The sequence below is a fragment of the Pseudoalteromonas sp. '520P1 No. 423' genome, from assembly GCF_001269985.1.
Classification (GTDB): Bacteria; Pseudomonadota; Gammaproteobacteria; order Enterobacterales; family Alteromonadaceae; genus Pseudoalteromonas.
In genome coordinates this window covers 913,236-934,297 of the sequence record NZ_BBZB01000002.1, presented here as the reverse complement: position 1 = coordinate 934,297, position 21,062 = coordinate 913,236, and the positions used below count along the sequence as shown (strand labels likewise).

At 33.4% G+C, this 21,062-nt stretch carries 16 protein-coding genes; 4 read left to right on the top strand and 12 right to left on the bottom strand.

The window, feature by feature from the left end; all coding sequences use genetic code 11:
• Positions 1–94: 94 nt before the first annotated feature.
• From PSA_RS22560 to PSA_RS22530, 7 genes are all read right to left on the bottom strand, one after another.
• Entirely contained in the window at positions 95–1,966 is a 1,872-nt protein-coding gene (locus PSA_RS22560) for a methyl-accepting chemotaxis protein (RefSeq protein ID WP_042148319.1), read from the bottom strand.
• Between the two features lie 1,212 nt (positions 1,967–3,178).
• Positions 3,179–3,751, bottom strand: a complete 573-nt coding sequence (locus PSA_RS22555; RefSeq protein ID WP_052380100.1) for a LemA family protein — start codon at positions 3,749–3,751, stop codon at positions 3,179–3,181.
• Positions 3,752–4,720 carry a hypothetical protein gene (locus PSA_RS22550; protein WP_052380101.1) on the bottom strand — a complete coding sequence of 323 codons (969 nt, stop codon included), beginning with the start codon at positions 4,718–4,720 and terminating at the stop codon, positions 3,752–3,754.
• Between the two features lie 159 nt (positions 4,721–4,879).
• Complete coding sequence (locus PSA_RS22545) at positions 4,880–6,259, bottom strand: hypothetical protein (RefSeq protein WP_042148321.1); 1,380 nt, start codon at positions 6,257–6,259, stop codon at positions 4,880–4,882.
• On the bottom strand, positions 6,213–7,130 hold the full coding sequence (locus tag PSA_RS22540) for an AAA family ATPase (protein ID WP_042148324.1): 918 nt from the start codon (positions 7,128–7,130) through the stop codon (positions 6,213–6,215). The genes PSA_RS22545 and PSA_RS22540 overlap by 47 nt, the downstream gene beginning before the upstream one ends.
• Complete coding sequence (locus PSA_RS22535) at positions 7,127–9,193, bottom strand: hypothetical protein (protein ID WP_042148327.1); 2,067 nt, start codon at positions 9,191–9,193, stop codon at positions 7,127–7,129. Before PSA_RS22535 ends, PSA_RS22540 begins: the two co-directional genes overlap by 4 nt.
• The gene (locus PSA_RS22530; protein ID WP_042148331.1) at positions 9,193–9,795 is read right to left on the bottom strand and encodes a hypothetical protein; all 603 of its coding nucleotides are present in this window, start codon (positions 9,793–9,795) and stop codon (positions 9,193–9,195) included. The genes PSA_RS22535 and PSA_RS22530 overlap by 1 nt, the downstream gene beginning before the upstream one ends.
• Positions 9,796–10,847: 1,052 nt before the next feature.
• Between PSA_RS22530 and PSA_RS26060 the strand changes: the two genes are divergently transcribed.
• From PSA_RS26060 to PSA_RS22515, 3 genes are all read left to right on the top strand, one after another.
• Positions 10,848–11,054: a hypothetical protein gene (locus tag PSA_RS26060; protein ID WP_042148334.1), complete on the top strand. Its 207-nt coding sequence runs from the start codon at positions 10,848–10,850 to the stop codon at positions 11,052–11,054.
• 183 nt (positions 11,055–11,237) lie between these two features.
• Positions 11,238–11,486 (top strand): hypothetical protein, encoded by a 249-nt coding sequence (locus PSA_RS22520; protein ID WP_042148337.1) that lies wholly within the window; start codon positions 11,238–11,240, stop codon positions 11,484–11,486.
• 92 nt (positions 11,487–11,578) lie between these two features.
• Complete coding sequence (locus tag PSA_RS22515; RefSeq protein WP_042148341.1) at positions 11,579–11,926, top strand: hypothetical protein; 348 nt, start codon at positions 11,579–11,581, stop codon at positions 11,924–11,926.
• Positions 11,927–12,810: 884 nt separating this feature from the next.
• Here PSA_RS22515 and PSA_RS22510 read toward each other — a convergent pair.
• The 3 genes from PSA_RS22510 to PSA_RS22500 all read right to left on the bottom strand — a co-directional run bounded on the left by PSA_RS22510 (position 12,811) and on the right by PSA_RS22500 (position 16,419).
• Positions 12,811–14,043, bottom strand: a complete 1,233-nt coding sequence (locus PSA_RS22510; RefSeq protein WP_042148344.1) for a hypothetical protein — start codon at positions 14,041–14,043, stop codon at positions 12,811–12,813.
• A gap of 502 nt (positions 14,044–14,545) precedes the next feature.
• Complete coding sequence (locus tag PSA_RS22505) at positions 14,546–15,634, bottom strand: phospholipase D-like domain-containing protein (RefSeq protein ID WP_042148347.1); 1,089 nt, start codon at positions 15,632–15,634, stop codon at positions 14,546–14,548.
• 32 nt (positions 15,635–15,666) lie between these two features.
• The gene (locus tag PSA_RS22500) at positions 15,667–16,419 is read right to left on the bottom strand and encodes a hypothetical protein (protein WP_042148351.1); all 753 of its coding nucleotides are present in this window, start codon (positions 16,417–16,419) and stop codon (positions 15,667–15,669) included.
• 291 nt (positions 16,420–16,710) lie between these two features.
• On the opposite strand from PSA_RS22500, the gene PSA_RS22495 reads away from it, so the two are divergent.
• Positions 16,711–17,865 (top strand): hypothetical protein, encoded by a 1,155-nt coding sequence (locus PSA_RS22495; protein ID WP_042148354.1) that lies wholly within the window; start codon positions 16,711–16,713, stop codon positions 17,863–17,865.
• Positions 17,866–17,968: 103 nt separating this feature from the next.
• On the opposite strand, the gene PSA_RS22490 is transcribed toward PSA_RS22495, so the two are convergent.
• Entirely contained in the window at positions 17,969–19,699 is a 1,731-nt protein-coding gene (locus tag PSA_RS22490) for an ATP-binding protein (protein WP_042148357.1), read from the bottom strand.
• Positions 19,700–19,708: 9 nt separating this feature from the next.
• Entirely contained in the window at positions 19,709–20,722 is a 1,014-nt protein-coding gene (locus tag PSA_RS22485) for an SIR2 family protein (RefSeq protein ID WP_042148361.1), read from the bottom strand.
• Positions 20,723–21,062: the final 340 nt, after the last annotated feature.

Here is a 21,062-nt window from a genome sequence, read left to right as displayed (position 1 = left end):
ACTCCTTAATCAATACAGCGATTTTAATGCCGTATTAAAATCACTGTATTGAAATAAATCAGTTTTTAAGTTTCAATCTTACTTTTCATGTTCACTAAACTTTGAATTTTTCTAATATATCATTTTGCTCTCTGACACCTGCTGTTTGCAATTGAATAGCATCAACAGTTTTATGATTTTGATCTGACACAGAAATAGATAAATCTTTAATTCTCACCGTATTTGTATTAATTTCTTCTGCAACTGTACTTTGCTCATTAGCTGCTGAAGCAATTTGTAGGTTCATATCATTAATCAGTTTTATTGCATTATAGATGCTATGAAGTGCTTCATCGGTCTGACTTGCTTTTTCAACCGTATTACTTGCTGCTGATTGGCTTGATTTCATCGCTTGAGATACAGTTGTCGTTCCTGCTTGCAATTTGTCAATCATATTTCTGATTTCAGTCGTTGACTCTTGAGTTCTTGAAGCTAAAGTTCTGACTTCATCAGCAACAACAGCAAACCCCCTTCCTTGCTCTCCTGCCCTTGCAGCCTCAATTGCAGCATTTAAAGCAAGTAAATTAGTTTGTTCTGCAATATCATTTATCACTTGTAACACTGTTTCAATACTATGTGCGGCTTCCTCTAAAACGACAACATCTTTTACAGCTTGTTCAATTTGATGAGATAAGGCCTCTATTGATGTGGTTGTTGATTTAACAATGTCAGAACCTTTTTGAGTAGAATCTTCTGCTTTTTGTGCGGCGGAGGCCGCATTGCGTGCATTTGTAGCAACGTCAGTGGCTGTTGTTGCCATTTGGTGCATGGCAGTTGCAAGTAGCTCAATTTCTTGAAGTTGAGTAGACATCGCTTCGTCAGAGGAGAGCGCGCCTTGCTCCATAACTTCAGTACCGTTAAGAATATCTTTCCCGGTCGCTTTTAATCTGGTCACCTGTGCTTGTAAATTACTGGTAAAGGTATTAAATCCACCAGCGAGTTCAGCAAATTCTTTATCTGTATCTGTTTGCAACCTTTTAGTTAAATCGCCATTACCCGATGCAACATCTTTAATTGCTTCATTTAAACAATCTAACGGTTTTAGTAATTTTTTCATTAACAATGGCAATAGTAAAAAACTTACAATCAATGCTATAAAACCATACACTATAGCGTTATTTCTCATACTATATACTGACTGGTAAGCAATTTTGTCATTTAATACAACACCAACATACCAATCTTGCTCAGAAATTTTTACAAATTTTAAATCATATTCTATGTCGTCTATCATGACATGTTGAATTTGGTTACTCTTGATATTACCACTTGGTAAAAAATTAGACATATTTTTACCATTATATTGTCCTTCAGGATGAGCAATAACAGTTCCTTTTTCAGTCACAATAAAAACATAACCTGCATCAAAAAGTTTCACGCTGTTTACTAAATCAGACAGACTTGAAAGACTTAAATCAAAGAAAATGGCTCCAATAAAATTGCTAGCTTGCATAATTGGTGTTGCCACTGAAATTAGGATCTCTCCGGTAGCAGAGTCCGCATAAGGGTCTGTAATAATTAAGTCGCTTTCTTGTTTGGCATCTATGTACCAAGGTCTTTCTCTTGGTTCCCAACCATTACCTGGATTCCAACTTGGATCACTTTTAAAATGAGAACCATCTGACTCATAACCGCCTCCAATTAATAAAAAAGCTTCTTTTATATGGGGTTGGCTAATTACATTGGTAATATGGTCGTGAGTTGGGTTTTCTCCTACCATGTTAGTGGCATATTTTGCTAAAGATTTTTTGCCGGCAAGTTCTGATGACACCGTATTTTTAACACCATTAACTATATCAATAATGCTTTCTTCGATTGTCAGCTCTAATTGTGCTTTTACATTCAGATATTGCGTAATATTCAATAAAAGAATTGTGATAAACAATAAAGCTGAGGAAGCGCCAGCAATCTTATGTACAAACTTCATATACACCTCATAAATAATAATGAATGATCAAATTTAATTAACTTAAAACTGTTGAACATGGCTTAATCAAAATCCATCTGTGCTTATTTATATCTCTTACAAAGTATAGTGTAGTTGTGTAGTTTATTTTCAGCGAAGGATTAATTACTGATTAGCATAGATAAATTTTTATATTATTACATTGATTCACGATACTTATTTGTACTTTAGGCCTAGCTGTAGTTAAGAAATATTAATTACATAAACTGTATTTTATTACCAGATGTTTTTTAAATAATATTCTGATTAAACACCTTAAGGATGTTTCATCGTTATATTGAAATTTACGCCTAGATTAATCCTTAAGCACTCGTTAATCTATTCTACACATCTATGATGCACAAACCGGCGTAGCGTTTCAACTTTAATCTAGATTGCTGTTTCTATACTCATTTGGTTAAAAACTCAGTTAAACGTAACAAGCGATGAAAAAACATTCTCTAAAACAATCACTAAAATGCTCCATTCAAAAAACTATGCAAACTGAATGATGTTTAAAGACGAATTGTAATACTGCATTAATGACACTACGTCTAAACTTCATACTGACAATAAAGATGACTATTGAACAAATATCAAACAAATAGTATTTACTTATAATATAAATCAAGAGCATTATTAATTTGTTGCAAAAATCAGCAAGTTAAGTCCACCCTTTCACATCAGTTAGAGCCTAGAGCTTTTTACTCTGCTAGATTTGAAAACATAATGTAAAAGTTATATTTAAAAGTATAAATTCCGAACTCAGATTCCACTAAAAACTTTTGAATATTCCCAATTCTGTAAATATTCATTGATAGCCAGAATCTTGTTCTTTAGCTTATTTTATCTATCAGGGAGTTAACTTTTGGTGGGTTTTTGAAATATTCATTCGTCTCTGGATATTTTTATACATGTTCATTCATTTCCATAATGTATTTGCCATTTTTGAGGCATTGAGAAACCTCAAAAATCAGCAACGCGCAAGTTTACAGATTAAGTATGGTCAAAGGTAGGAAAATTTGCGAAAAGGTTTAAGTGTGAACTAGAGAGTATTTTCTTGAATCAGTTATTGTTCATAGGTCGAAGGCTTGTTAGATGCTACTTAGCGATTCACTTTAAAATTTAGTTTGTTACCGTGCATAAAATGAACAACAAGAGAAATCCTATTGTTCATTATCTTAAATACCTCAACTAAGAGAAATCAGGTTTATAATCATAACTCTCGACGGTATTTGACTGATGAAAACAAGTTAATTTCGATTTATTTACAAATATTGCATTCACTATATTAAGCGGCACCATTTCAATTGAGTTGTTAAATTGTTCAACTCCACGATTATATATAGTTATTGCAGCTGCTACATTTTCATTTTTTTCAGCAACTTGAGCCATTAAATCTCTTACGATATTAGCAGACTCTAATTCAGGGTAATTTTCAGCTGTAGCTTTTAAAGATGAAAATACATTTTTCGATAGCTCTTCCGTCTCCTTTAATGCATTCACATCAATAACATTATTATTCAAACCTGAAACAGCCTCCCTTAACTTTGTAATTCTTTCAACAAATTCTGTTTCAAATTCCTTAAAGTCTTCTGTCAATTTATGTAGCTCAGGTAATACATCATGTTTTAATTTTTCATAGGTGATTACATCAGACCATGCTCGTTTAGCTCGATTCATTCTAGTTATAATCATGTTATACATGATAAATATTGATAATAAAACAAAACCAATAACTACATAAATTCCCATAGATTCATTCATTTAAACAGCTTCCTTTAATTTTCTATTAGTTTTTTTATAGATTAAGTCTATAACTTCTTTAGCTTGTGTTACTACTTCTAATTCAATTGGGCTTTCTAATTGATGAATAAACTCATCTGTTTTTTTAATTGACTTAACTCTCATATTTGATGGAAGGATTTTGCTATCAAATTCCAAACATATATCACCAAAGTCTTTGAAATCTAATGATAGAAGACCTGTATATCTATCTTCAAATGCTAGAACAGTTGAAGGAGTAAAAAATTTAGCCGCTAATATTTCATTTGCACATTTAATTTTAAATCTTTTATTGAAGTGCTTACTGGCTGAACTCCACTTATTTTTATAACCACTTGTATTTATTGTAAATCCACTAAAGTTATCTACTTTTGTGAGTGCCCCTGTAATTGAATGTGTTGTCCTTTCTTCTTTAGTTGTTTTATTTCCATCAGAATCTTCTTCTTCAACTTCTCTAACATCAACATATTGAAATTCAAATATCTGAAACTCGACCCCCTGATCCGTAGTACCCAGTAATAATTCTGTGATTTCTTGACTTTCGTCACCACAATTAAATAATGAAAATTTACTTTTTAAATCTCGCCAAAGATCTTTTCCATTTATAGACTGTTTAACTAAACCATTTTTTATTTCAACTGATTTAACAACTAAGTTGCTTGCAATATCGGCTTTTTTTCCACCCCTATGCATTAGTATTACACCAAATATCATTGACGAAATAGAAGAGGCAATTATTGTAGTTTCATTTTCAGATAAAAAACTTACCAATAAGGCTGCTAAGCTCAAGAAAAAGAAAGTTAATATATATGGTTGTTGATATGAATACCCATAACCATTTTTAAAGTCTTTTATTTTTTTGGATATTTCAAGTATATCCTCATGTGTTTTTGCTTTAGAAGATAAATCTTTTAGCTCATTAAAATGGGTATTTAAGGGGCTATCGCTCATTACAATTCCTTTTATTATTTTTTAGAATCTTGCTTAGAAATTCATTAACAAACTGTTAATCAAACCAACATTTCAACATGTATCATATTGAAATTCAAATATAAAAGTAATTTATGAATAAAGGACGTATCAAGTAACACGTTAATGACTCTCAATTCTTTACTGGTAATTAAAAATGTAATTTCTTGAATCAGCTATACCTTTAAAGGTCGAAAGACTTGTTGGATGGTACTTAGCATTAATCCCAAGTGACATTTTGATAACTCTAAAAGCTTCATCATCAACATCAAACACCTTCACAAAATCATCTAGTGACAACTTGGTTTCATCATGTGTTTGTAGCCAACTTTTACAAAATTTTATTAATCCATGCTTATCAACAAGTAATGATGACATTAAGTCCATTTTTGGGTGGTAACAGAATCTTATTTTTGATTGCAGCATTGCTATGATCAGCGCATGCATTGGTGTGCGATAGCATTCAAACTCTGGTTTGAGTTCTTCTAAGCTTTTCAAACTGCTTGTTGTTGACTGACTTGAGCTGACTAATGATTGGAATAATGGGGAGATATCGAGTGTTGTTTGTGGATAGTTATTTTTATTGTAGTTGTTGTATTTCAGTATTTTAGCTTGGTGCAATGCCTTTAAGTCGGTATGAGTTAATCCACATGTTTGGCGTAGTAACCTTGCCTGTATTACAAGAGGTGGGCATTCACAATTTCCCTTTTGATTACTTAAACGTTTTTGATATATCGCACTGAGCAAGCGAGATATCGGCCAATCAGATTGTAACTGACTGATTATCTGATATAGTTTCAGCAACTTAATTTTAGCTGGATAAGCCGACTGATTAACCCTATGGGTGATCAAAGGTTCTATGATTTTACTTTGAAATACCTTTTTATCATTTAGTGCTTTATAGCCCACCAATAGTGCCTGATTAAAATCCTTAACTTCACAGTGGCATGATTTCTTAGGATTAAACTCATTTCTGCCATTAATGTATTGTGCTACTAACAAACAATCATCTATTTCTTGTGGGCTTATGTTTGGTGGTATTGAAAGCGCCATTTCTACTAAAGGCTGTAAACACCTTGTGTTAGTACATCGCCCGATTAATAAAGGGAAACCCCACTCTAAAGGCGCTTTACAGCTGTGGCACTGTGTTATCAGCTGAGTATGATGAATATCACATTTCAGTTTATGTATATTTTGCCAGTGGTCTTGATGTATGTGTCTTTCTTTTAAACATTGAATACACACTTTAGGATTGGTTAATCTATTGAATTTATATAAAGGATGGTTGAAAAGCTTTAGTTGTGTGTTTGTATAGGCCACTTCTTTTTTAAGTATATTTCTCAGCCAATAGTAGTCTATTTCAGATAATGACCCTTTGCTAAAGCGGTTTATTTGGCTGGGACTAAATAAGTCTTTTAGCGAAAACAACCCGTTCGCCTGGGCTAATCTAATACTAAAGCCAATTAAGGACTCTTTATCTTTTGTATTTAACCTTACTGTGAGTGAAGTATATTCTTTCAATGTTTTGCGCCTTTTTCTTAATGGCAGCATAGGTGTAGTCAGTTAGATTAAATGGGTTGGCTTCACCTGTGGTATCAGACAATTCATACGCATCATGAAATACTTGGTTTAAATCAGAAAATGTATCGAAGCTTGCGAATGAAAATAACTTTTCAATCAATCCGATACGTCCATACGTTGCTACATATAATCTATCTAGTAGTTCAACATCATTTCTGTTCAACTTTCTTATTCCATGCTTTTCGGTAAAAAAGTTAATAGCCTTCATCCAAGAATCACAATGACTTAAAAAAATATTTAATTTGCATGGTGCAATAAAGCGACGTGAAAGTTGCTCTTCTCGTGATATGCCACTTGTATCTGCTAGGTATTCTAACTTTAGTATTCGAGTCAGCGCTGGTGTACCAATCAACACAAGAGGAACTTTGCATTTATCAATAATAGCTACAAACGCTTTTGCCATTGCTTGTGCTCGTATGCCATCTGAATCTGGTAAACACTCTTGTACTTCATCTAAAATAATCAACTCGGTTTTACAAGCTTTCAATAGGTAATTTAACTGGTAAACAAGCCCTTCCAAGCTTTGGCGCTTTGCTGTAGTGCAAGTGCCCAAAGCGTGAATGATTTGTTCAACCAAATTAACGGGACTGCTTGGTTTGGTCAGATGCACATTCAAAACCCTTTTAAGTGTCACCTCAGACGTATCTACCTCTGGAAATTGCTCAGCATACCAATCAGCTAACGTTGACTTCCCTGTACCAGACACTCCCGTGACAACTAATGAGAACTTTACTCGGCCACTTTGCTTATGTACTAACTGCATACGACTTACCACATTCGTAAACAGGGTATGCTGTAATATAGGCATCATTTTTCAGGCCACTGGTTTAAATCCGTATCTGGACTTTCATCTTCGTTCGAGCATCCTCTCAAATCTTCTTTATTCAATAAGCCTAGATTAGTATCAGGTAATTTTTCTTTTTTGTAACGACGCTTTTTCGGAGTGTAATCAACTGATGATTCGGTTGGCATTTGTGTATTAAAAGCTGCGTTACTCTGTTTTATAACTTCACTCAGGTTTGGTGGTATTTGATTATCTAAATCAAAAGTAGCCACCTTTCGTGTATGTAAATCGTAATCTTCATCTTTTTCTTTTTTGTCATCTTTTTTAGGCGTCCTCTTCGTTTTAACTAACGGAGCATCTATTTCAGTCGGAAAATGATATGTACGCTCTATCTTAGGTGGTTTATCTGTACCATGCGCAATTTCAACATCCATATCCGCATTAGTGCAGCGCCCAGGGTATGTGACAACAGACCCTACTCCATTAGGATTTTGTGCTATAACTTTAACTTGCCTTACATCAAATCGACTATGGCAAATATCGACTTTAACCTCTGACATTCCTTTGTTGCATAACTCATCATGTAATTGTTTAAGGTCTTCATTTTGATAATATGCATTATCAAAATACACCCGACCATCAGGGTAAAGTTTTTGGGTTACAGCGGTGTCTGTCACCATAAAAGCGTAATTCATATTATCAACAGTAAGCCTAGGTAGATTTTGGGCTGCATTACATTCATTCCAAACCTGTTGTGGTGTTTTGCCTCCCAAACTTTTTTTAGCGGTATTCACGTATTGATGAAGGTAAATATCAAGCACTCTAAAAAATTCACTGGCCTTCATTGAAGCTCTGGCTTTCTTCGTTGGGTGTTGTCTGTAATCCTCCTTATCAGATAGGTATCCTGGTATTCCTCTACCTTCAACTTTTTCCCCTTGTTTATTGGTATACCAATATTTAAACCCTTGTAAAAAGCCTGTTTCAAATATCCGAAAAAAACCTTCAATATATCCCTTTCCCCACGGCATATGGGGCGGTAAAGTGTGGTATTTAACTTCAGCGTTTTTATAGACCTCTCGTGTTACAGAGCTATTAGCGCCGCCACTATTATCCCCAACAATCATGTATGGGATACCATTAGCTTTTAATCCAGAACGCGTACCAGTGATTATTTCCCTAAACAGAGCTTGGTAATCAGCAGAGCTTTCACCCTTACCAAACTTCACTTTAATACCTAATGGGTATTCCGATTTACAATCAACAGCAGCAAAAATTTGTACACCTTCTGTCGGTGTGCCATCGTCAAACAAGAGAGATAAGTTATATCTAGACGCATCCTGCTCTACGCGTTCTAATATCCTATCTATTTTCAATTTTCCTTTATATCTCTTCGCAGCAGCAAGCTTTTCCTCTGGTGTCCCCGTCGCCATTATTTCGACTATTTCTAGGATCTCTTTTCGTCTTCGATTAAATGTAGAATATGACACTGGTTTTTCTTTTAATGCTGCAACTTCTGGATCATGTTTAAAGTCTTCATGGGCATCAATTAAACTTTTACCACCATTATTTTTGGTTAAAAAGGCAATTTCCAGATGTTTAAAAATTAGTTTTTCTTGGTCTTCAGATATCCGTTTACTCGCAACTGGATCAACTCCAATAGAACGTGCGATATCCCAATTTGCACGCCGATAGTCACACCACCAACCACACAAAGTAGAAAAGCCTGGTACTTTGCAACTATCACCATACTCCTCCTTCATACGTAGTTTAAATTCTTTGTATGTATCCTTTGAAGCAGGTTTGTAATCTAAATTATCCAACACTTCCATCATCAACAAAGAGTTTTTACGCTTTTTAATATGACGCTTCACTCTTGGCGTTATTTGGTACTCATCATTTGCAGCAGGCTTTGACAGTACAACATCATCGTTTAAGTCTGCGATAAATGTTTCCCGCTTAACATAAAAGCCATTAAAAGGGTTTGCCACTTCTTCAAAACCTATCTTGCCATTTTTTTCCTGAATAACACGGCATAGACCTTTTTCTGGTATCTCAAACTCACGCATTAGCAGTGAAGTTGCAGCCCCCATTACATCACCGCCCTAGTTATTTGCGTGTGTTCATCAATTTTTTTGTACCAATCAAAATCATATAATCCTAGTAACATCAATACACGAATAGAAAAGCCACTTCCCATTTGTTCTTTTAGGTACTGCTCAGCTTCAGCTAGACGCAATTTCTCAGGTAAATACCAAGCATATCTGATGATTTTATTTATATCGGTTTCAGTGAGACGACTATATTGAAATAAATGTTCAATATTACGAACATATGTCTGGTCAATTTCATCATTGAATATCAAATCAAATTCAGCACCAAATTTCTCATCAACTGCCTTTTCAAATGATTCTATTCGCTCTTCAAATTCTTCACTTTGATATTTTCGAGAGTGCACCTCAATAAATTTTTTCCTTCCATCATGATATTCAACTAAAAAGTCAGGTTGATAAGTCTGCCCATTAAATTTAAATTTTGCAGGTTGGGTAGCGAAGGTTTTAATTTCTGGGTCATTATCTAGCATTAAAGCATAAGCAGCTTCAGGTGGAGTTTGTGTCCACATTCTCCCAACTTTTTGACACGACACATCAATGCGGCTTTTACCGCTGCAATATGAATATTTTTTATCGCCCATTTTGCTCACCATTTATTTTTTCTCATACCTTTATTAACTAGACTATTTTTCATACAATTAAAAGTTGCGCTTTTGTAAAAGCACATTGCACGCTGAAAAGACTAAAACCTTACCCTTCTACAGACAATTGTAACCGCCTAAATCAACGACAGTTTTTTAGGTTAACGCAAAAAATTAACGATTAAAACATCTAAAATGAGGGCGATATCCTCCACCTTTTAGTTTCTATTTCAGAATCAATGACATCCCAAATAAAAAAACTTAAAATTATTTTTAACACCTTGTATTTTAGAAATAAAACGCCAAACGCAGTTCGAAATAAGCATGTTGTAATTCGCTAAACAAAGCTCGAAACAAGCATATTAAATAGTGATTTTACATTTGTTTAAATATCGATATTGTCCGCGAAACTTTACGGGGAAAATGGGAGCTATAAAGTCTGTAAAATCGCGTGAAAGAGCATAATTATTTGCTGTGAACATTTTAAAAATAAACTGTATTTACAGAGATAAAAAAGTGAATATAGCAGGCACCCAAAAGTTTGAATTCAAGTCATAAATTAGCGTTTTAAAAACCAAATAATCTATCAATATCTTGCAATCGTGATAATCAAGCAAACCTGCACAAACACAAAAAATTGGTTTTAAAAATGCATTGTACTTTTAAAATAAAACCCATAAAAAACAACCAAAACAGCACTTTTTTTATTTTCATCTGATAGCTATAAAAATGAATTTTAGTCGTCATAATGGACAAATTAATAGGGAGGCGACCTTGCAAAATTACAAAATAATAAGACTCACGGTCAGTTTTGTAAACGTAAATTAACCATTAAATTGGCGGTAATATTCCGCTTCTAATATGAGTCAATTGTATTTACGAGTCATACAAAAATACTTTATCAGCCGTTTAGCTAGGGGTATCAATAAATGAGTGTTTTAGCCTATATCCTCATTTCAATCGTTAGCTTTGTCATAACTATGAGTTTGATATTCAGACTTATGTTTAGCAAATCAGCAGTTAAGAATGATAGAAATAGTAAGGCAAAATTGATGAAAGATGATGGAGAGTTCAATAAAACTTTAGCGCATGCAGAGCAACTAGCTTGTGAAACTGCAACTGCTCACGTTATTCAAATTGCTTTAATCCATAAAACTATGATTGCAGTTGGTAAATCTGGAAAAGTTTGTCTTTTAGATGCCAAAACCCTTAAATCAAACTATGACTCTGAATTAAATAAAAGTAATTTAAAGTCATAAAGTTACCTATGTAAAATAATCTATCTAACTGAAAGTTTTGAATATATTCATAGGATATCTATTTATAAAGTTAGTCTTACTGATTTCCAAAAAAAGCGAATCCCATTTGCCTAAAGATTTTTGGATTCACATAATGACGCTACTTGAAACGGCTATTGCCACCAATTTTAAAGAGAACCCGAAATGAATTTAACTATTGCAAACAAACTGAAAAACATAATGCAATTGAATAGCTTAGAGGTTGAGATTCACCCTAGTTATTCAGCCAGATTCAATTATGGTGAAAAAACAGTAGGACTTATTGGTCAATTTACTGCCAACTGTATTTGGAAAATCATTATTGATAATCGAGATGAAATAGAGCAAATAATGCCGCTTGAGAAAATAGACATTCATAGTGACACGTTTGGCCTAGATACAATTGTTTATTAAACTCTAACTGTCTGAACTTCCTGCAATAAATATGTACTAGTTATTGCAGGCCCTGAAAAACCCAAAGCCTAAATCATTATAATAGGATGAAAATGCAGACCATTTCACAAAAAGAAGATGAATTAAAAAACACCGTTGCCCTTGTTGATAACAACGATTTCCAGCTATTAGTAGGTGATTCGGATTCGATTGAAAAAATAATCAATGATCTAAATGAAGGTTTGACTAATATACTCATTGATATAAAAGCCGCTTCTACCACATTGGGTGAGATTGGATCTAAGATTTCTAACTTCATGAAACTAATGACCATTAAATACCCTGAAGTAGGCTTAGGTGACTCAGAAGCATACGAGGCCGTAGCTAGATATTTTTCGATTAATTATGCACCTTATACCTATGATTACATTAGATATAAAATTCAGTGGTCACAAAATTAATTATCCCCTGAAATTACGTAAAAAGGCCCATTAAGCTAATACTTAATGGGCCTCTTAATACTCCAAGTCATAGTTATTGAGATAGGAATTTTAATGAACATATTAATTTACATAGGTTTAGGCATAGGTGTGTTTTTTGGCTTAGGTATAATTATGTATTACGTCATATTCAAAAATCCAACCTTTCTTCATGATATTGAAATAAAGGAAAATAAGCCCCAAAATGATACACCTAAAAACAATCAACCATAAGTAACTGATCATTTTTGAATTGAATACCCCTTTAAAAATCTTAAGTTTAAACGAAGACATCATAATAGTGCCTATAAGCATTATAACGGCGGTTTTTAGCCATAATAGTGATTATAAGCACTATTATTCCTAAAACATTCAGCTAATTTACCAAGTGTTTGGTAATTACCAGAACTCACTATACTTTCCTATACCCATATAGAATAACAGCTGACTCAAAGGGTTATTTATTTTGAAACTGTCTACATTATTTGTGGAAGAACAAGCATTATATAGGGAGAGATTGGAACTAAAAAATCTCACTCTATGAACAAAATGTACATGACAGACCCAGATGCTTATCGAGCTGTCTGCTAAACTTTTTCTCTTAACTATGCCTCTATGTTTATGAGCATCTTAGGTATAAATTACACTGGATTTCCTGATATGACGATAGAATTTACTAAGTCACCTTTATATTTCTTTGACTGTCAAAAAGGGGAACTCAAACCTCTGATTACTCTTTATGAACATATCAAAAGGGGAAAAGGTTGCTTTTTAAGCTATAAAACACCTTTTAAGGTGCTTTATAGCTTAATGGAAATAAATTAATTCTATTTTGGTAAAATAGCATAAGAGTTGACGATTAATCTTTAACCCACATAATCACTCCTTACTTTTTTCAGTAAATAAAAATATGCCAGTGGAGTATTGCTTGAAGAAATAGAATACCCTTTATTGATTAAAGAAAGTTCATGTTTAGCCGTAGTGCACTTAGCATATTCAACTAAATTCATAACCCCCATAGATAAATCTTGACCTTCAGCACACCCATTACGACTATCACTTCTTAAACTACTAATCATTGAGTTTACCAATCTTTCATTAATTTCTTTATGTGGTATTAATGAACTCCAACCTTCATTATTAGAATTATTGAGTAATTTACCAACTTCCAAGGTGATATCCTCACGATATTTTTTTGATATTAGTGGTAGAAGATTGCTTTTAAGCTTAGTATTCTTTATCTCTTTCCATTTATCAGGGCTATCTAAAATCATTTTTTCTGGTAATGACCATGAACTTAATGTGTAAGGCTCATTTGTGTCATTGTCTACAACTACAAACCTGTGTTGTCGTGCTCCAAAATGTACGGCTGATCCTTTTTTACCTAACTCTTTAAATTTGATATTCGAGTCAATTGTACTGCCATCATGCAATATTGCCTTTATACCTAAATAGCCCTTTTTGTTTTTTGTTTTTCTTATTTCTTTGTAATCTTCAAGATAAGTAAATTTACTTAAGCCTTTCTCAACTTCTTCTAAAACCATTGGGTGACTAGTGTTTAATGTACCAATTCTTAGCAATCGATATTTAACATCGTCAAAGTAGATCCACCCCGTTGGGCCATTAAGCTTTATTTTTTTAGCATATAAATTTGCTCGTTCACTTTTAGCTTCTTTTTTCTTCTCAATTAAAGCTAAAGTTTCTGGTGACTCATAACTAAAGTGCCAATACTTTGCATTTACACTAGATAGTAATTTTCCCTCACTATCTAGGCACTGTGCCTGTATTTCATTTTGATTAACGGTTTTGGCATTAGATTGGACTGTATTTCCTGTAACCTCACAAAAACGACTGAACCCATCTATAAAGGCTTTGTTGTTACCATATCCATCCCAATTAATATAATTACCAGTATGAAGATATGTTTTTCCTTTAAAAAATGGTTCCAACCATAACTCATATAACTTCTCAAAGTTATTATTAGCTGCAAGCATTGTTTCATTTGAGAGCTGCAACATTGGTGCTTTTTTAGCTCCAGTAGAGGCACAAGAGCAAAGCATTAAAGCCAATAGCAATAAACCTAAGGTTTTTATTTTCATTATTATCCTTAATTAAAATCTTTCGTTTTGAAGTAATTACTTTAAATGTAATTATATTGTTAACAATGTTTTAATTCAAGATTATTCAATACCTTAGATTCAAGAACATTAACTTTTCAAATATGTAAAAATATAAAGTTGAGGATATCTAAGTTTTCTCTAAAAAGTTTTTAGCTTACGAAGCTAATATTTAGGAGCTACTTACTAACTGTTAAGAAAAGCATTTGTTATGAATATATTTATCTACATGGTCTTAAGAATTGGTGTGTTTATTGGCTTAGGTATAATTATGTATTACGCTGTATTGAAAAAATATAACCTTTCTTCATGGTATTGAAATCAAAGAAAACAAACCAAAAGATGATACTCCTGAAAAACAATAAAGCATAAGTAACTAATAATTTTTTGAATTGAATCCCCCCTTCGAAGTCTGAAGTTTAAACAATGAAATCATAATAGTTTGCATTATATCGTTGAATCATAAACAGATCTTATTCTATGACTATACTAAACTCCTTAGCCAAGATTTTTTTATTAAGTAATCAGCAGCACTTAATGCATGTATTGACTGAGCACCAAACATCATGTTTCCGTCTTGAATTCGATATTTTCTTTTATAATGATTTAGTTGTGAGTTAGCGACAGAACTTCTTATTATGTCTACAATTTCATTTTTTATTAGATCAAGTTGAATGTTTTTACCTTCAATAAAGTCATTAAGATAGGTGTTTATTAATCTTCTAACCCTTTGTAGGGCTAGTTCAACTAAAAAGTAATTAGCCCCAAACTTTAATGCAAAGCCTTCAGATGTTCGCTCAACCTTTTTAGCAAACCCTTTTGCTAAAACAGGCTTCCCAGATGAATGTGTATGCCACCAAGTAATTTCAGCAACAAAGTTACGAGCATCTTGATCTGTAATCATCGAACTAGGGTTTAACCAATAAGCGATCTTTTTAATCTGACTAACTTCCGTCTTTCGCTTTATTTTACTTTCTTTTTTGCGTTCTTCAATTTCAGCCCTTTTTAGTCGAATGGCTTCCCTTTTATCCATTTCCCTATGAAATTCATTTAACTTAACATCGAAGTCAATTTGGACAGATTCTAATTGTATACCTTCATACTTTTTAACTAGATGCTTAATTTTTTCTTTCAAATCAAGCATCATTTCTAATGTGATTAAACGCCTTCCAAGCAACCATTTATTCACTTGAGTTTCAATTTTAGTAATCATTTTAATATCTTTGATTGCAACAGACGATTCTAAATTTTTTGTAACTCGACTAGTCAAATTCTGACTACCAATACTTGCGAATTGATTTGGTATCAAAACTATTTTTGAGTGTAAATTATCTAAGTGATAAATATTACAGCCACATTTAGCTAATTTAATTAAAGTTTCTAAGGAAGAACTTTTATTTATAAATAGTTCAGGTTCAAACAAAGTGTATATTTCATAATAATTACTCTCAGCATTTGATAAAACTGAATTAGCAGTCGGTGAGTTTATATATGGGCTTAAAACGATAACTTTTTCAGCATGTTCGCACTCTTTTTTCCACCGTCTTGAAATGTTTTTTAAATAAATATCCATATTTATAAATTAATTACCTTTTCTGAAATGTTTCACATATTTTTTTGAGCTATGTTTTCTTTTGATTTTAAAGTTTCAACAACCTGTTTAAGCATTTTATTTAACTCTTCAGTCAATCCCAATCCATCAAAATTGATCGGTGGCTTTTCTATATCTTTTGTTATTTTCCAGCACTTATACCTTGTGCTCCAGTCCATTTCTTTTGCGACACTTTTAATGTCTTTATCTATTTCTTTTAGTAGAGCTTTGATATTTTCATCTGTATGCCCAGCTAGATTCTTATTTATGATCTCAGTAAAGATGACATTCTCTTCAAATACATCTGATTTTTTCAAGCTATCAACATATTGATTAGTAATCTCAACTGCCGAAAATAAGCCCTCATTTCCTCTAAGTTTATGTGCTAAAAAAGGATCATCCTTAGCTAATTCTTCTAAACGTTTTCCATATGAGCTAATAAATTCATCATCAATTGTTGGTTTGCCATTATTAATTAAATTCCCCATGAATTCAGATATAAGAGCTTCAATCTCTATATTTGAATTATCTTCCTGCCAAAAACCAATTTTCTTAAAATGCTCTACACAATACTTCATATATTTTTTAGATATTTCACGAGAGTCAACATAATGCGTTTTTATTAAATGACGGTATTCAAGTAGGAAATATAGAATACTTTTCTTTGTTTTTACTTTTTCATGTTGTAATTTTCGGTAGTATGCAAATGCAGTAAATAGCGATGTAATTAAGATTCCAATTACAGCAGCGAGTATCCTTCCATCCATAGTTTAATCCATTAATTTATCAATCTTTTATTCTAAAATATTAACAACTTTAAAGTCTTAAATATACAAAAACAAATATCTAGATTGCAATCTTAGAATAATAATTATATTCTTTAAATCAAGGCGCTAGCCACACTTGCACGCGAGTGAAAAACAGCAACCTCATCGAAAGATAGAAAACTAATGATTCATAAATTTTGTAAACATTACGTAGCTTGAGAAGTCAGCCGTAATCGCGTGTGGTATTGATTGCCAGCAGAGTTCTGCCTCAAGCATATGGATATGTTTATAATGAATATCAAAACTTTAGTTCACACTCTACATTCAGCATTACTTCCAGAAAACTTTAAAGCTAAGAAATCCCACCTTTATGAGTTTGTATCTGCCTATTATGGTTATGGTAGTTATGCTGCTTTTCAAGCGTGTAATGACCCTATCAAAAAAATAACAACAAGAGAAAAAGAGCACTCACAAAAACAAAGTTTTGAGCGGGCATTAAACTTGAATTATGAAGCTGCTACAGCATTAAAAATTGCTAAATCTATTAGTGATCTGAATTACTCTTTCGAAAAGTCTACCCTTGAAAACATAGCTCATTATTTAATAAGTTTAGATGAAGCTATTTACTTAGATGAATTAGACAAACTTGATGACGTTAAGGAAGTAACACGACTTCATTCAGACTTCATTACCCAATTAAGGGTATTAATTAAGCAAGGTTCAACTGATGCTCTTTTGTGTGGTTTAGTGCTTTGTACTAGTGAGTTGGATTACTACGAAAGTGATTCTGATAACATAGCTGGTGATTATTGGTACGAAAAACGACTCGCAGGAGAGGAACTCTCTCCTCTTAGAAATTCAGTAGCCGATAATTTTATGGCAATACAACCATTTCAAGAGTTATTAAGTGAGTTAACTAATGAAAGAGAGCACCTAGAATTCAGTAACTTAAACAAACCTCAATCAACTAAATCTTTTTCAGATATATTCTACTCTGAGCATGAATCTAAATGGACAAGTCTATTTCAGGAAGCTCCCCATTTAGTGGTTAAATCATTAGACTATTTATTCGAAAAAGAACTTGTTAAACATTCACCTAAATTTCATGAATTATATACAAGCTGGAATATCCTTACCTTATTAAATTACCCCTCTAAAGAAGCTATTGCATTTTATATAAATAGTAGTGATTCATATTTTGGCGAAGATGAATCATCACTTAAAACTTCTATGTCTAATAACGAAAAATGGTTCTGGTACTATTACGGACTACAAAACGGCTTCGATATTACGCAAGATAAACATATTGCAATTAATAGATATACAGGTGAAGAATGGGATGGATACGGGCCTTTAGAAGTCGGTGGTTATGACGGGTTAAATTTACCAGAAATACCTTATGAAGCCAAATTATCAATGCAAAAACTAGCCGATACAATTTTCTAAGGCTAATACAACTAATGGCTGAACTTCTTTTCTTTACACTCAAAAGAGATATATTGCTACTATCATATATGTCTCGTGAAAGCTTAGAAGTCCAGCAACACTACTACCTCATATTTTGCTTTCGCCAATTATCAATTGCCGTTGTTAATCGGTCAGCAGGGGTAGCTTCTTGCCATTCATCCCAAAAATTCACTGTACCACTATTAGGTTTATTTATAGGTTCATCAATACGTATTCGACTTGGCAACAAACAAGCATCACCAACAATTAATGCCTCACCAGTATCTAACGTTGGTAGAATATCGCTAAATCCGCCTAAGCTATCAGGTAACAATTTCCTTATAACGGACTGATCGTCGGAATTAGTTAATCGCATAGATATAAAATTACTACACTGACTTAGCATTGTTTTATTTACTTCCGAAGGGCGTTGACTAATAACAACAAGACTAACACCGTACTTTCGCCCTTCTTTAGCTATACGTTCGAATATATCCAAAGAAATATCATCTGATGCTCCTGCTGTATTTCGTTGAGGCATATACAAATGAGCTTCATCACACATAAGTGCCACAGGATGCCTTAAATCAGATGGCGTCCACTGCTGTAGGGAAAAAGCAATCCGAGCAACTAAAGACACTATAAGGGGTAAAATATCAGAGGGTACTTCAGAGAAGTTGATTATTTTTATTCCTCCAGTCCCATTTTCAGAACTACTCCCCATCAATGCAGTTGTCAAACTTTCAAGCCAACCAAACTGCATAGTGTCTGCTCCACCTTGAAATAAAAAACCTAACCGTCTATCTGTCATTTTATTTTCTAAACGTGCGATCATGCGGCTCAACTTTCCGTTAAACTCACCTGCTTTTGTTGTTCCAGCTCTAGCTCCAGGTACTTGTTCAGTATTAATATCATTGAGTTCAGTGATTAAATCCTGAATATCGAATGGAACGGGGCTATCTACGGTGAAATTATCAAGCACATCTGTATGTCCACCATTGGTTAGATACTTCTGTTTTGCAGCGTTAACTTCTCTAGACATTATCATTGACTGATTAGGAGCGTTTTGGTCGCTTCGTTCTACAAACATAGATACAAGCGCTTCATATGACAATAACCAATAAGGTAAGAAGATAACACCATCCATCAGTGTGCTGCCAGCCTCTATATCTGCGGGGCCAGCTACTTTAAAATGTTGAATTCCATTTTGATTTAATGGCTCATATTCACCATGCAAATCAAAAACTATTGCATTAGATGCCTCTAGGTTTGCCATCTGTTCAATAATTTTTGCTGTAGTCCACGACTTACCTGACCCCGTACTACCACCGATAAAAGCATGTCGCTGAAAAAACTTGTTTCCATTTAAGTATGCTGTAGCTTGATCATCTAGAGTATAGTGCCCTAATGTTAAAGAAGTGGCTTCGTTACCTACTTTCGATAGAATACGCATAAAGCCCGTCAGGTTTTCGCCTTCTAAAGCAAAACAGTTTGCATCGATTTCAGGAACGCTTTCTAAAGTTCTCCTAAATACATTTGCCTCTGCACCATCACGGTTTAAGAATGTGCCAATTAATGCAACCTTGCATAAATTTAATTCATTTAGCGCTTCAGAATCGTTATCATCTAATATTTCACCAATTTTTTTTCTAGTAACTTGGCTTATTAACCCAATTAAATGCTGTCCTTGTTTACTACTTTGTAAAACTGCCAAACGATTTACTTGTAATCGTTTTAAAAGCTCAGCATTATCAACTTCTACAATAATTGTTGTCGTATCAACCGATATAACTTTACCTAAAGCGTCATCGTCTGAATAATTAAATAGAGGCATACTTTCTCCTTAAAGAATTAAATTTAAATAACCATGTAATGTCCAATGGTCTTCGCCTACTGTAATGGGTGAGTCAATCATGGATGAATATATGATTGACTCATCATCATTGGAGCCTCGCTCTATTGCGATAAAGTTTTCGATGCCACTTTCAAATAAAAATGCTTTAGTAGCATCACTTAATTGATAAGTTATTACTGTAATGCTAGCTTTATCTCTCAAACATTTTTGAATGAGCTTTTCTTGTATGTGTTGATCGTTAAACCCAAAGCCAATTGCTAAATAACTTTTAGCATTCTCTATTGCATGATCAGCCTTTGCTATAATGGTTCGAAATGGCTCTAAGTGAGTAATACGATATTTTTCAGTTCCTGGTGTAACTATTTGAGGAGTAAAATCATTAGGTATTTCTGTAACATTACCAAACCCAACAACTTCACTCGTATTTGACTTAAACCAGTCAAGTGACCCATGCACTTTCCAAATATTAACTACTCGTTCGCACCGTAAGTATTCAGGCTCTTTTAACAGCCTCCTAAAACCATGAGAAAAACCTGTGTAATGGTGAAATCCTTCTTGCTCACACGAATACTCACCTAAACGATCATAGTTTGTCGTGATAATATCAATAGATGTGGCGGTACTTTTAAAGTAATCATTCAACAAACGACCTAAAGGAAAAAAATTACGTATACTCAATGAATTATTGAAAATTTTCAAATCTTCAGGGGTTATCAATGACCATGTGTTTCTCACAACCTCCGCCGTCAATCTATCTGACAAGTTGACTTGGTGCAGTGCAGTTTCTAAATCAACATTTTTATCAAGTAGCGTGACAAATTTATCCCACTCAATACATTCATCCGCCTCTAAACTTGAGTTATCCACGCTAGATTTAAGATGGTCAGCTAATGCCCCCATACCTGACATGCCGAAGGCTGCTGAAGCCCCACTCCCTAGAATTATTGCGGGAGATTGAGCATAGTAACTTTGAGCTTGCTTAAAATAATCAAAAGTTGGCATGAATGTCCTATAACTATATTTTTTAAAAACTGCTTATCATATTTTCTTAAAGCTATTATTAAGAAAAATAATACTGAACAGACCCAAATTAATCTTAAATTTAGTGTATCAAATAAATATATGTTGTATATAAAAATAAGTCTTAATCATATGATCTATCTAAATAAAATTTACTAATTTGTATTCTTTAAGGTGATTTTACGTTTGTAGTGAATCAGAGAAAATTATGGTTAAAAACCTATTGAAATCCTTCATAGCCACTTACCACAAAATAAGTGGCTTAGAACCTAAAGGTAGCTTTGAAGTTAAAATCATTATAAGCCTACTTTTACTACAGCTT

Excerpts from the sequence above, each read along its gene's own strand:
- PSA_RS22485 (WP_042148361.1), bottom strand. The coding sequence starts at position 20,722 with ATGCCAACTTTTGATTATTTTAAGCAAGCTCAAAGTTACTATGCTCAA.
- PSA_RS22555 (WP_052380100.1), bottom strand. The coding sequence starts at position 3,751 with ATGAATGAATCTATGGGAATTTATGTAGTTATTGGTTTTGTTTTATTA.
- PSA_RS22530 (WP_042148331.1), bottom strand. The coding sequence starts at position 9,795 with ATGGGCGATAAAAAATATTCATATTGCAGCGGTAAAAGCCGCATTGAT.
- PSA_RS26060 (WP_042148334.1), top strand. The coding sequence starts at position 10,848 with ATGAAAGATGATGGAGAGTTCAATAAAACTTTAGCGCATGCAGAGCAA.
- PSA_RS22535 (WP_042148327.1), bottom strand. The coding sequence starts at position 9,193 with ATGGGGGCTGCAACTTCACTGCTAATGCGTGAGTTTGAGATACCAGAA.
- PSA_RS22495 (WP_042148354.1), top strand. The coding sequence starts at position 16,711 with ATGAATATCAAAACTTTAGTTCACACTCTACATTCAGCATTACTTCCA.
- PSA_RS22540 (WP_042148324.1), bottom strand. The coding sequence starts at position 7,130 with ATGATGCCTATATTACAGCATACCCTGTTTACGAATGTGGTAAGTCGT.
- PSA_RS22505 (WP_042148347.1), bottom strand. The coding sequence starts at position 15,634 with ATGGATATTTATTTAAAAAACATTTCAAGACGGTGGAAAAAAGAGTGC.
- PSA_RS22510 (WP_042148344.1), bottom strand. The coding sequence starts at position 14,043 with ATGAAAATAAAAACCTTAGGTTTATTGCTATTGGCTTTAATGCTTTGC.
- PSA_RS22500 (WP_042148351.1), bottom strand. The coding sequence starts at position 16,419 with ATGGATGGAAGGATACTCGCTGCTGTAATTGGAATCTTAATTACATCG.
- PSA_RS22560 (WP_042148319.1), bottom strand. The coding sequence starts at position 1,966 with ATGAAGTTTGTACATAAGATTGCTGGCGCTTCCTCAGCTTTATTGTTT.
- PSA_RS22490 (WP_042148357.1), bottom strand. The coding sequence starts at position 19,699 with ATGCCTCTATTTAATTATTCAGACGATGACGCTTTAGGTAAAGTTATA.
- PSA_RS22515 (WP_042148341.1), top strand. The coding sequence starts at position 11,579 with ATGCAGACCATTTCACAAAAAGAAGATGAATTAAAAAACACCGTTGCC.
- PSA_RS22520 (WP_042148337.1), top strand. The coding sequence starts at position 11,238 with ATGAATTTAACTATTGCAAACAAACTGAAAAACATAATGCAATTGAAT.
- PSA_RS22550 (WP_052380101.1), bottom strand. The coding sequence starts at position 4,720 with ATGAGCGATAGCCCCTTAAATACCCATTTTAATGAGCTAAAAGATTTA.